The 12,617-nt window shown below is 65.3% G+C and carries 6 protein-coding genes and 1 tRNA gene; 1 reads left to right on the forward strand and 6 read right to left on the reverse strand.

Annotation, left to right across the window (positions count from 1 at the left end; genetic code table 11):
* Positions 1 to 3 precede the first annotated feature (3 nt).
* From bcsN to AKG11_RS21625, 6 genes are all read right to left on the reverse strand, one after another.
* The gene (gene bcsN / locus AKG11_RS21600; RefSeq protein ID WP_050745423.1) at positions 4 to 954 is read right to left on the reverse strand and encodes a cellulose biosynthesis protein BcsN; all 951 of its coding nucleotides are present in this window, start codon (positions 952 to 954) and stop codon (positions 4 to 6) included.
* Between the two features lie 7 nt (positions 955 to 961).
* The gene (locus tag AKG11_RS21605) at positions 962 to 2,920 is read right to left on the reverse strand and encodes a hypothetical protein (protein ID WP_050745424.1); all 1,959 of its coding nucleotides are present in this window, start codon (positions 2,918 to 2,920) and stop codon (positions 962 to 964) included.
* Positions 2,917 to 5,274, reverse strand: a complete 2,358-nt coding sequence (locus AKG11_RS21610) for a cellulose biosynthesis cyclic di-GMP-binding regulatory protein BcsB (RefSeq protein ID WP_050745425.1) — start codon at positions 5,272 to 5,274, stop codon at positions 2,917 to 2,919. Before AKG11_RS21610 ends, AKG11_RS21605 begins: the two co-directional genes overlap by 4 nt.
* The gene (bcsA, locus tag AKG11_RS21615; RefSeq protein WP_245290183.1) at positions 5,267 to 7,528 is read right to left on the reverse strand and encodes a UDP-forming cellulose synthase catalytic subunit; all 2,262 of its coding nucleotides are present in this window, start codon (positions 7,526 to 7,528) and stop codon (positions 5,267 to 5,269) included. The genes AKG11_RS21610 and bcsA overlap by 8 nt, the downstream gene beginning before the upstream one ends.
* A 452-nt stretch (positions 7,529 to 7,980) precedes the next feature.
* Positions 7,981 to 8,057 (reverse strand) — tRNA-His (locus tag AKG11_RS21620).
* Between the two features lie 149 nt (positions 8,058 to 8,206).
* Positions 8,207 to 8,656, reverse strand: a complete 450-nt coding sequence (locus AKG11_RS21625; protein WP_050745426.1) for a phasin — start codon at positions 8,654 to 8,656, stop codon at positions 8,207 to 8,209.
* Between the two features lie 243 nt (positions 8,657 to 8,899).
* On the opposite strand from AKG11_RS21625, the gene AKG11_RS21630 reads away from it, so the two are divergent.
* Entirely contained in the window at positions 8,900 to 12,592 is a 3,693-nt protein-coding gene (locus AKG11_RS21630) for an ATP-binding protein (RefSeq protein ID WP_050745427.1), read from the forward strand.
* The last annotated feature ends 25 nt before the right edge of the window (positions 12,593 to 12,617 follow it).

The raw sequence follows: 12,617 nt of genomic DNA on the forward strand, positions 1-12,617 counted from the left end.
GCGTCAGTCGCCCGCGGTCAGTGCGGCGGTTTCGGGCATCGGCACCAGTGCGCTTTTCGCCCGGGCCGTCTGCGCGCCTTCCAGCGTTTCCACCGGCTTTTCGGAGACGGCAACCTTCACCTTCTCCTGGCCGGCCTCGCCCGGGAGCGGCACACGCACGGCATTGCGGATGACGGCCGGCTCTTCGGCCCGCTTCTCCTCCACGAGCCGGCGTTTCGGCGTGTGGCGCGGCACCACGCCGTCGTCGACAACCGTCACAGGCTCGGCGCGCACCGCGACGGGCTGGCTGCGCAGGACGCCGCTGCCGCCGGCATAGCGCAGCATGTCGAAGGTCTGGTCCGTCACGGGCTTCAGCCGCATTCCGGCCATCAGCGCGGCGATGCGCTCTTCCGGCATGGAGGGATGGCAGAAGCGCAGGCGTACCTGCGCGGAATAATTGCCGTCTCCGAGACGGCCCATCGCCGTTTCGCTGAGCGGCGCCGTCCGTTTGGTGAACTGCCAGGCGTAGAGGCAGCTGCCGGAGGCGCCCAGCGGGCCCGTCGCATAACCATAGATGCCGTGCGTGTTCTGGCCGGCGGCGGCGTTGATCCTCATCGCGACATCAGGCAGGGCCTGCCGCATCTCGGCGAGGATCGCCCGTCGCGTCGGGGCGCGCAGGAAGGAGACACCCTCGGAGGGCGTGCCGACCCGCACCGTCAGCACGTTCTCGCCGGCAGAAGCCGTCGCGTTGGAATAGACGATCGCCTGCTCGAAGAAATCGCCGCGTACCGTCTGGCGCACGCTTTCGATACGTCCGGAGATCGACGGCAGGTAGGCGGCGGCGAATTCCGGCGAGACCTCCGTCGAGATCGGCGGCGCGTCCGGACGGATGGATCCGGTTTCGAGGAAGGGGTCGTGCACGGCGGTGCAGCCCGTGGCGAGGAGCGGAAGTGCAGCGAGAAACAGCCAGCGCATGAAGAACCTATCGGATGGGAGCCGTGGAGACGGCAAGGCCGCGAGCGGCCGCCGGATCATAAAGATGCATGTTGAGCCGCGCGAAGACCGCCTGCGCCTGGCCACGATTGCCGAGATGGTAGTAGGCCCAGCCACGCAGCTGGCTGAGATCCGCCGGTTCGGCGACGAGGCTGGCCCGAGCGTTCAACGCATCGAGCACACGCTGGTACTGCTTGTGGTCGAAGGCCGAGCGGGCGCGCTGCCAGTAGATTTCCGCCCGGACCTCGCGGTCCCGCTTTTCCGCCAGCGGATAGAGGCCGATCATCGCCTCGGCATCGTCGGTCAGCCGGCCGCGCAACAGGGTCAGCGCCGCGCCATAGGCGGCGTCCGCCTGGGTGCGGCTGTTGCCGAGCGCCGCCTCAAAGGCGTTGCGGGCCTCCGCGAGCCGGTTCAGTTCGAGATGGCACCAGCCCTTGATCAGCATGGCATCGGCAGAGATCGTGCCGCGCGCCTCCAGCGCGGAAATCTCCTTGATGCAGGCGCTGAAGCGCTTCGCCTTGAATTGCGCGAGATAGCCGGTGCCGCCGCCAGTCGTAGTCGCGACAGGCATCTCGACGGCGACGCTGCGCCGGCCCTTCGGCGGTGTCGCGACCTTTATCTCGGCCCAGATTTCCGGGTAGACTTCGCGGTATTCCGCCTCCAGCGCCGCATAGTCGTTCTTTGCAGCCAGACGCAGCAGGCTGAGGGCAAGGCCCTTGACGCGCACCGGCGCGCTTTCCCAGTCGAGTGACTTTTCAAACCAGGCCTTCGATGCCTCGTACTGCCGGGAATTGTAGGCATACCAGGCGAGGATTTCCGCATGGTCGGCATTCGACGTCGCGAGGATGGCGTTGCTGTAGGCGGTGACCGTCTTCACGTCCGCGTCCGGCTGGTCGGGCTTGGAAAAGCGCAGAGACAGCGCATTCATCAGGAATTCGGGATCGGCGGAGAGGTCGTCGACATAGTCTTCCGCGACGGCATAGGCCGCGTCCTGCTTGTTCTGCGCGGCAAGCGAGAGGTAGAGGCCCTTGGCGTTCTCCACGTCGCGACGCTTGGCGAGCGCCGCCTTGAACCAGCGTTCGGCATTTTCAGCCGACTTGAGTTTCAGGTCGTACCAGCCGAGCAACGAGAGGTCTTCGAGACGCTCGCCCTTTTCCGCCACCGCACGCAGCCGGCCGACCTCGCCTTCGGCAATCGGCGTCTGGCGCTTTTCATCCGCGTTGAAGTCCGCGACGTCCTTGCGGGTGAGGTCGAGTTCCAACGGCTGCAAGCCGGCCTGCAGCAGCGGCGAGGTCGCCAGCACGTTCATCGCCTTACGCACGTCCTCAGCCGGGAAATCCCGCGTCGATTTTTGGAGGGTGGTGAGGATCTGCTGATCCGGCAGACGCCTGTCGCCCTCCCGGAAGAGCAGGCCACGATAGGCACCCGCCAGCGCATCCTTGGCGCCGGTCTGCGCATAGGCGTCGAGCAGCATCCAGACGAGATCGACTTCCGTCTCGCCTGCGGGGTCGATGGCCTTGCCAGCCTCGATGACGCCCATCCAGTCCTTGCGGGCGGTCGCAGCCATCATCTCGACGCGCTGCTTGCGGCGGGCAAGCTTTCCGGAAAAATCCGCACTCGGCGCCCATTGCGGGTTTTCCGAACGGCGGCGGCCGATTTCGGCCTCGATGCCGTTAAAATCGTTCTTGTCGTAGAGCGTCCAGAGAGCGCTTTCATCGACCTGCCGGGCGGCGGGCGAATAGACGTCGGCAGGCACGACGAAATCCGGATATTTCAGCCGCAACCGGTTCGTCTCGGCCTCCAGCCGGTCCTGCTGCTTCTGCTCGGCATAATAATAGAGCGCGGCCAGCTCGACCTCGCCGGGGCCGGCCTTTGCATCGGCCGCCAGCGCCATCGATGACAGGGCCGGGGTGCCAAGCAGCAGGGTCGCAAGGAAAAGCGTTCTCATCGGTCGGACCTCACGCCCTTTTTCGGCACTGTCAGGCCGAGCCAGGCGGCGAAGGCACCGAGGCAGGCAAGCACGAGCAGCACATAGATCTGGAAATTGTCGGAGAACCACGCCGCCGCGACCCGGCGCAGGTTGCCGGGGCTGCGGTCCGACAGGTCGGCGATGTAACGATCCGCGGCCGGCAGGCTGACGAGCGAAAGGCTCGCCGTCTCGATCGCCGCAGTACCACCCTGAAGATCGCGCCAGACGGCGGGCTCGACGAGCCGGTTGACGCCCGCCTCCACATCCCGCGGCGCATCGGCCTTGATGACGGTCCAGGTGGCCAGCCCATCGGGCGAGCGCATCTGGGAAAGCGTCACCAGAGAGCCCTCGCCATGGGGCGCAAGCCGCGCCTCGTCCTCGCCTTCGTAGTTCAGCCAGCGGCCGAAACTGTTCGTCGCGGCGGCAAGCCAGAGCTGCGCCCGGGCGCCGAAGGAAAGCTCATCCTCCCCCGCCGCCGTGGAATCGTGGAAGGCCTGCAGGAGATCGGCGGTCTCGCTACCCGTCGCAGCGCCGCCGGATACCGAGGCGGTGACGACCGTGTCGGGTTTCAGGAGATCGGCGACCGACGCGCTGATGTCGTCCGCAGTCGGGAAGGCCGCTTTGTCCGCCGGCCCGAGTTCGGCGAAATCGTTCTGCGAGGAGACGACCAGCGCATCCCGTCCGGAACCCTCGGCGGGCGTACCGATAGCGATCCGTGCGTTGAGCGGCGCGCGGGCGGAAAGGGCAAGCCGCGCGAGCATGGTCAACCCGGCGCCGACCGACTGGTGATCCGCCCGATCGACGACGAGATCGAAGGGCTTGCCGCCGCCATAGGGATAGGCCTTGCCGGCAAGCGCCGCGAGATCGGGAAGCCGGCCGACCCGGGCAAGCGAGGGGACCTCGATGGCCGTCGTATCGAGCAGGATGAAGCGCGGCTTGCCGTCGTCACGCTCTTCCGGTCGGCAGGCAGTATCCGCCGCGGTCGGCAATTCGGCCAGCAGCTCTACGCGGTTGACGCCCGGGCGGAAGGCACGCAGCGGCAGTTCGATGCGCTTGCCGTCGAACTGCTCGCCTTCGCGGTTGCGGAAGGGATAGCTCTTCACGACCTTGTCGTTGACGCGCACGAGGAGCTGGGCGGTCTGTTCGAGGCCCGGCGAAGTGGCGGCGGAAAGGCGCAGATCGAGCGTCGCATATTCCGCCGGATAGAAGTCTGCCGGCATCTCCACGGCGAAATCGGTGCGCGAGAGGCGGCCGGAGAAGACGCGGGTCTCGTAGCCCGCCTCCCGGAGCGTGCGGCGCTCGCCGGCATCGACCGAAAGCAGGCCCCGGCCCTTCTCGAAGATGCCGGATTTGAGCCCGTCTGCCATCGGTCCCTTCACGGCGGCAAGCACCGCTGCATTGACATCGCCGAGATTGGCCGCACGCAACACGACCGCCGCACGCCCGGACGTGGCGCCGGCCTGTACGGACAGTCCGCGCGGGGCAGCAGAAAGGCCGAGCCCGGCAAGCACTGTGCCGCCGCTGCGGTCCATCGCCATGACGAGGTCGATGCCGGGACCCGTGCCCGGCTTGTCCGCGATCGCTACGGTGATGTCGTCGCGATTCAGGAAAAGCACGAGGGCCTGCAGCACCGGCGCAACCTCGTTCAGCGCCTCGGCACCGGACGCGCCGGGAAGGACGACGCGGATTTCCGTGCGCTGCGCCGAATTGCGGCGAACGGCGAGCAGGCTGTCGAAATCAGTGAAGGGTGCGGCAACGCCGGTGGCAAAGCCGCTCAGCGCCGGATCGAGCTTCGTCCAAAGCTCGTAGGTCGCATCGAGCGAGCAATCCACACGGTGATGCTGGCGCGCGCGGACCTGCACGACATTACGGCCGGCCCGGAGGTATTCCGGAGCGACGGCGATCCTTTGCGTCAGGGTGCCGTTCGGCGCGGCGATAGCGAAATTGCCGACATCCCGGCCGTTCACCTCGACATCCACCTTCGCCGTATCGGGAAGCACCGAGACGGCGTTGATATAGGCAAGGTTCAAAGCACCGCCGGCGGAAACCTGCGGGCCATCCAGCTGGAAGGTAAAGGTCGCGACATCGTCCTCGCCGGCGAGCGTGAAGGCGCCGGCCGATTGCTCGAAGGGCACGAGCGTGATGGCCGCGGCGTTCTCCGCCGTTTTGGCCTTCTCGACATTGACCGGCCCGGGCAGCAGACCACCGGCAAGCACCGTTCCCTCGAGGAGCGGCTTGACCGCATCGGCGACCAGGCCCTCTGCCCGGCCGGAGGCGGCCGAAGCGACGAGAAAAGCAAGGCCGAGTGTAGCAAGGAGAGATGTCTTAGCCATAGGCCTGGGTTCCTGTGAGGACCGGCGGCAGATCGGCTGCACGGCCGGGGATCTTGGCATTGTTTTCCTTCACCACGATGGGAGCATCGGCGAAGGACTGGACGGCGCTTTCACGGATGAGGCCGGCGGAGTATCGCAAGGCCCGCAGCGTCTCGCGGATGCTCCAGAGAGCGAAGCGCGAGGTGCCCCAGAAGAAGCTGCGGCGCACCTGGCGACGGGCGATACGCTCCTGCAGTACCGCCTGGTCGGAATACATCAGCTCGGCGATCGCCAGGAAGGTTTCCGGCGTGCGCTCCTTGTAGGCGAAGCCATGCACCGCGCCCTCGCCGACTTCGCGGCTGGAACGGCAGACGACGTCGAAGGTGATGACCTGGCCGGCGCGGCGAAGCTCGATCGTCGCCTCAAGCGGGTTCTCGAGATCGATCTCCGGCGCCTTCTCGACGAATTCCACCGAGACGCCACCAAAGGAAGCATCCTGGATGATGACGTTGGAGAGCTTGCCACCGGCCTTCATCAATGCGTGGCGCTTGACCGGCAGGCGCTGGTTGCGGCGCAGTTCGCGGCGTTCGGCAACAGCACCGAGGGCAGCGCCGGCAAGGCCGAGATTGATGAGGTTCCAGCCCGCCACGATCATCAGCAGTTCGGTCGCGACCGGTTCCGTCAGGAAGCGGTAGCCGGAATAGAGCGCGGCCGCGAGAAGCAGGAAGAAGATGATGAAATAGGGTCGTGCCAGCGGCGAGAGCATGCTGCGGTCGAGCGTCTGGCCCTTGGCCGTCACATTGAAGGTGGGCTTGCGCGGGTTGCGGATCACGCTGACGATCGAGCCGAAGAGCAGCACCGACTGGACGTATTCGTAGAGCTCGGAGACCCAGGGCCAGCGCACGCGGCCGTAGAGGTAGCTCTGCATGGCAAAGGAGCCGACGAGATAGGTCACCGCATAGGAGGCGAATTCCAGGATATTGGCCTGGTAGATCTCCAGCGAGAAGAAGATGTAGAGCAGCGGCGAGAAGACGAAGGCAAGCCGCGACAGCGGGAACAGCCAGAAGAGATTGATGCCGGCATAGCAGATGCGCTGGGCGAGCGTCAGCCCCTTGGCGAGGAACGGCCGATTGAGGATGAGGATCTGCAGCATGCCCTGGCACCAGCGGGCGCGCTGGCCGATGAAGGACACGAAGGTTTCCGGCTGAAGCCCGGCGATCAGCGGCTTGTCGACATAGAGGCTGTGCCAGCCCTTGGAATGCAGCGCCAGCGCCGTTTCGCAATCCTCGGTGATCGACTGGCCGGAAAAGCCGTTCGCCGCGACGAGCGCAGCGCGGCGCAGCACCGCCGCCGAGCCGCAGAAGAACGAGGCGTTCCACTTGTCGAGCCCGCGCTGCAGGATCGAATAGAACATCTCGTTTTCCGAGGGCATGCGCGCGAAGGTCTGGAGGTTCTTTTCGAGCGGATCGGGATTGAGGAAATAGTGCGGCGTCTGGACGAGGAAGAGCTTCTTGTCCTTGCGGAAATAGCCGACCGTCTCGCGCAGGAACTCGCGCACCGGGGCATGGTCGGCGTCGAAGACGACGACCAGTTCGCCGTTCGACACCTTCAGGCCCTCGTTAAGATTGCCGGCCTTGGCATGGTCGTTCTGCTTGCGGGCATGATAGTGCACGCCGAGCGAGGCGCAGAGCGCCTTCAGCTGCTCGTGCCGGCGGATCGCCGCAATCGAGATGCGCGGATCCTTGTGGTTGCGCTTGGCCTCCGTGCCGCCGTCATCGAGCAGATAGACGTTCAGCTTGTCCTTCGGATAGCGCAGCGACTTTGCTGCCGCGAGCGTGCCGGCGAGCAGTTCCGGCTCCTCGTTGTAGGACGGGATGAAGACGTCGACAGTCGGCAGGCTCGCCGCATCGCCCTCCTCCGGGCTTTCGCGCTTCACCGGATCGGCCAGCATGAAGAAGCTGATCGCCAGCATGGCGAGGCAGTACATTTCCGCCAGATAGAGGACCAGGCCGGGAATGAAATTCAGCGGCTCGTAGATGCTCGGCAGCGTCTCGGTGGTGCGCCAGAACGCGTAGCGCATGGCGAGGATGCCGGCAAAGATGAAGGTGACGAGCCGGAAGGTCGCGCTCTTCGGGCGGGTCATCGCCAGAAACATCACGCCGAGCACGGCAAAACTCAAGATAAGCTGTGCCTGAAGGCTGATCGGCAGCCAGAGAAGGAACAGCCCGAACATGCCGGCGGGAATCGCCAGCCATTTGACGCACGTCATGTGCATTTGAAGAACCCCATTTGCATCGCGGCAGCGCGTCATGCGGACCGGTTCCGAACAGGAACGGGAGGACATTAGGGATCTATTGGTCAATGGATTCCTAATGGAGTGCCAAAACGGGAATGGCGCCAAAAGCGTGGTAAAGGAAGGGTTTACGCAGCGTCAGGGGTGGGCGGAAACAGGAGATTGCGGTCGTCCGGGCAGGCCAGGATTTGGCGGACGAAGAGCAGTGCCGACGGGAAGCCCGGCAACAGCTCCGAGCAGGCAGTCCCAACTATGGGCGCGTTCGGCGTGATCGACCCAGAAATCGAAAACCACCGGCAGCCGCTCCCGCGGCGTTGGGAGAAAGGGGAGGAACGACGGCGCCATGGTGCCGAAGCCGACTGCTGCGAATGAAGGGAGGGATATTCCTCTCTCCCGATAAGTCCTATCGAAAACAACTTATCAGGAGAGAGGAATGGTACGGTTGAGTGGGGTCGAACCACCGACCTCAGGTGCCACAAACCTGCGCTCTAACCAACTGAGCTACAACCGCACAAGGGCGCGTCAACCGCGCTTGGTGCGTCACATACGGGCAGTCGCACCATTTTTCAAGCCTTTTTTTAGAGGCTTGCACAAACGAAAATGGCCAGACGATCGTCTGGCCATTTTATCACGACGTGGAAAACCGCGCTATCGTCCGTATCAGACGGCCTTGAAGGACTTCATGGCCTTCTCGGCGGCAGACTTGCCGGGAGCGGTGACCTTCTCGGCAACCTTCTTGGAGGTTTCCTGCAGGGTCTTGGCCTGCTCGACGGCGACCTCAGCCTGCTTGCGCAGGAAGGCGGTCTGCAGTTCGAAGAGTTCGGAAACGGACTTCACACCAAGCAGGGCTTCCATGTGCGAAAGCGAATTTTCGGCATTGGTGCGCAGCGCTTCGATGGCCTTGAGACCGAGTTCGACGGAGCCGGCCTGGGCGCTTTCGAGCGTCGCTTCGACGGTCTTGGTGGCGTCTTCGGCAGCTTCCTTCATCTTGGCATAGGCTTCCTTGGTCTGCGCGGCGCCCTTTTCGGCGAACTCGCGGAAGCTCTCGGAGAACTTGCTCGGGTCGATGGATGCGATGGAGAATACGTCGTCGGTCTTCTTGGTAGCCATTGTCTGCGCTCCTTGGTTTGGCCCTCTCTAGAGGCGCCGTGTTCTTGGATGGCTTCTATATAGTCGATCTTCTTTTGCATTGCAACAAAATTGTGCAACGCACAAAAACCCACATGGCCGTTAACCCTTCTGCCTGAAAGCTCGGGGCTTTGCGGGCCAGGCGCTGGACCCTCCGCCTGTGCGTCGCTATTAATAAAGCGTTAATCGAAAGCCGGGACGCCGGAAGCCAGAACAGGCCTGAACATGTCCGCAAAACAGTATCCCTTTATCGACGTCGCCGTCCATGAACGGGTGCGCCTGCCCTTCGCCCGGGGCGAGGCGGTCGTGCTGTTTTCCAGGAACATGGCACGCGTGCTCTGGGCAAACGGCCGGGGCGCCGCCCTCTTCGGCCACGACAATATCTACGACTTCCTCGATGCCGGACCGGATCGCGCCGATGTGACCTTCCGCCAGCTGGCCGCGACCGCCCAGCAGGTGCAGGCGCCGGGCGATCGCCGTACCTTTCTGATGCGCATCGGCAGCGGCTTTCGCAGCGTGCCGGTAACGGCCGCCGTCGAGACCGTCACCATCCGCGCCGGCGACGACGCGATCCTGTTCAGCGCGCCCATCGGCACCGGACGGCAGGACCTGCACGAGACCGCCGCCGCCATGCTTACCGGGTTCGACGACCCGGACACGCACATGGCCGTGCTCGACAGCGCCGGTGCGATCGTTGCCGCATCGGAGGGTTTCGGTAGCCTCTCCATCAGCCCGGAAACGCGCCGTGCCCTCGTCGAGGCCACCGGACGCAGCATCGAGCGCCTCGTCAAACGCCCGATCGCCACCGGCCGCGGCCATCTTCCCGCCGCCATCGGCCGCATCGCCACCGATCCGCCACTCCACCTGCTCTTTGCCGTCGAAACGATTCTCGGCCATCTCGACCCGGCCGACGACGCGGCAGAACCCGCCGCCGCAACGCCGGCAGCAGCCGCTGTGGACACCGATATTCCGACGCCCGCCTTGGAGGCGCCGGCAGAGCCCGAGCAGATCGTCGAGACGGCAGAACCGATTTTTGAAACCGAAACGGTCCTCGCAGAGGACATGCCGGCAATCGAGGACGCCGCTGCGACGGAAAGCCCGGCTGAGATCATGGCCACCTCCGACGAGGGCGCCGTTGAAGCCCCGGTTACCGACGCTCTGCCGCAGGCTGCGGAAGCCCTGGAAAACATGCCGGACGCAATCGCCGGGCAAGAAGCCGTGGCGCATGCGGATGAGATCGCCGCCGAACCCGAGGCGGTTGCGGCAAGCGACGGCGCGGCAGACGGGAAGACAGCCGGCTTCACCTTCAATCCGCAGGGCCGGCCGATCCGTTTCGTCTGGAAGATCGACGCCGAGGGCCGGTTCAGCGAGATATCGGACGAGTTTGCCGCCGCCGTCGGCCCGCATGCCGCCGCCATCTCCGGCGAGCGCTTCTCCGACGTCGCCGCGCGCTTCGACCTCGACCCCGACGGCAAGATCGGCGACCTCCTGCGCCGCCGCGACACCTGGTCCGGCAAGACGATCCTCTGGCCGGCCGAGGGCACCAACCTCGTCGTGCCCGTCGATCTCGCCGCCCTGCCGACCTATTCGCGCAACCGGGAATTCGACGGCTTCCGAGGCTTCGGCATCGTGCGCATCGCCGATGCGGCTCCGGACTCGCACGCCCGCGGCCTGACGCTCGGTGTTACCGAGGATGAGCAGGCTGCCGAAATGGAGGAGGTCTTCGCCGAAGAAGCCGGCACCCTCCTGGAGAGCGCGGCCGAGGAGCTGGACGACACGGTCGAGCCGGCGGAAGACCTTGTTGCGGACGCTGCAGACACGCCTGCCGCGGTCTCCACCGTGCCCGAGGAGATCGTCCAAGCGGACGAGCCGGCTCCGACAGCGCAGGACGCCGACGAAACGGCCGCGACAGCGGCTGCCCCTGCTACCGAAGACGAGGGCACGCCGGCAGCCCCTCTTGAGGACGAACAGGACGCCTTCCGCGGCGAGCGCCCGGCGCTGCGCCTCGTCGAGACACCGGCACGCCGGCAATCCGACAAGATCGTGCAGCTCGAGACCCGGCGCAACCGCGGTGGTCTTTTCGACGGCCTTTCGACTGGCGAACAGGCCGCCTTCCGCGAGATCGCCCGCCAGCTCGGCGAAACCTTCGGCAAACGAAAGCCGGAAGACCAGCCGCCGGTCACGCCCGTGGAAACCGCAAACGGTGGTGAACAGCTGGACGAAACCACCCGCGACAACCAGCCGGAAACGGTTGAGAGCGAGGACACCACCGTTGCGCTGGCAGCCGGCGAAAACGATACGGAAGTGCCCGGCCTCGAAATCGGCCCGCATGCCGACGATCTCCTGAGCGAGCCCCAGGCCGAGACGCGCACGGCCATCGCCCCACCGCGCCGGCAGATGGAATATGGCCTCACTGCCCCCGTCGTCGATGTTCTGCCCGTTGCCCTGCTGGTGCATGTCGGCGACCGGCTCATCCATGCCAATCCGGAATTCTACCGCCTGACGGGGTATACGAGCCTTGAGGATCTTGAGGCATCCGGTGGGCTCGACATCCTTCTGGCCGGCCCCGACGAGGATACAGAGGATAGCGACGGCACGATGGCCCTGCGCCATGCCGACGGTGAAAACACGAGCGCCGTGCACGCCCGGCTCCAGTCGATCCGCTGGGAGGACGGCACGGCGCTGATGCTGGCGCTGACGCCGCTGCATGCGAGACCGGCCCTTTCGCTGGTCGAGACCGTACCGGCGCCGGCGGTCGAAACCGAGGAGCGCAATGCCGACCAGACGAGCGCCGCCGCGCTGCGCGTCGAGGTCAGCGAGTTGCGCTCGATCCTCGAAACGGCTACCGACGGCGTCGTCGTGGTCGGGCAGGACGGCGACATCCGCTCGATGAACCGTTCGGCCAGCGCCCTCTTCAACTATGACGAGGACGAGACCCGCGGCCGGCCCTTCGCCATGCTGTTTGCCCATGAAAGCCAGAAGGCGGTGCTCGACTATCTCGCCGGGCTTTCCGGCCACGGCGTCGCAAGCGTGCTCAATGACGGGCGCGAGGTCATCGGCCGCGAGGCGAGCGGTGGTTTCATCCCGCTCTTCATGACCATGGGTCGCCTCTCTTCCTCCGCCGGTTATTGCGCCGTCATCCGCGACATCACCCAGTGGAAGCGCACGGAAGAGGAGCTGCGCAACGCCAAGCGGGCCGCAGAGACGGCGAATGCCCACAAGAGCGATTTCCTCGCCCGCGTCAGCCACGAGATCCGCACGCCGCTCAATGCCATCATTGGCTTTTCCGACATGATGGCGACGGAACGCTTCGGGCCGATCGGCCATCCGCGCTATATCGAATATGCCAATGATATCGGCCGCTCCGGCCGCCATGTGCTCGATATCGTCAACGACCTGCTCGATATTTCGAAGATCGAGGCGGGCGAGATGGAGCTGGAATTCACCGCCGTCGGTCTCAACGAGACGATCGCCGAGGCGGTCTCGCTGGTGCAACCCCAAGCGAATGCGCAGCGCGTCATTATCCGCACCTCGCTTTCGGCCACCGTGCCGCAGATCGTTGCCGACCTGCGCTCGATCAAGCAGATCGCGCTGAACATCCTGTCGAACGCCATCCGCTTCACCCTGCCGGGCGGGCAGATCGTCGTATCGACCGCCTATGAGGCGAACGGCAGCGTCGTTCTGCGCATTCGCGACACCGGCGTCGGAATGACGCGCAGCGAACTGGAGCAGGCGATGAAGCCCTTCCGTCAGGTGACGACCGGCGCGCGCAAGCGGGGCGACGGCACCGGCCTCGGCCTGCCGCTGACCAAGGCGATGGTCGATGCCAACCGGGCGAACTTCGCGATCAGCTCCACGCCGAACGAAGGCACGCTGGTCGAAGTGATCTTTCCTTCGCCGCGCGTGTTGGCAGATTGAACCGATTGGATTAGAGCGGGGGAAC

The organism is Shinella sp. SUS2 (genome assembly GCF_001262505.1).
Lineage (GTDB): Bacteria > Pseudomonadota > Alphaproteobacteria > Rhizobiales > Rhizobiaceae > Shinella.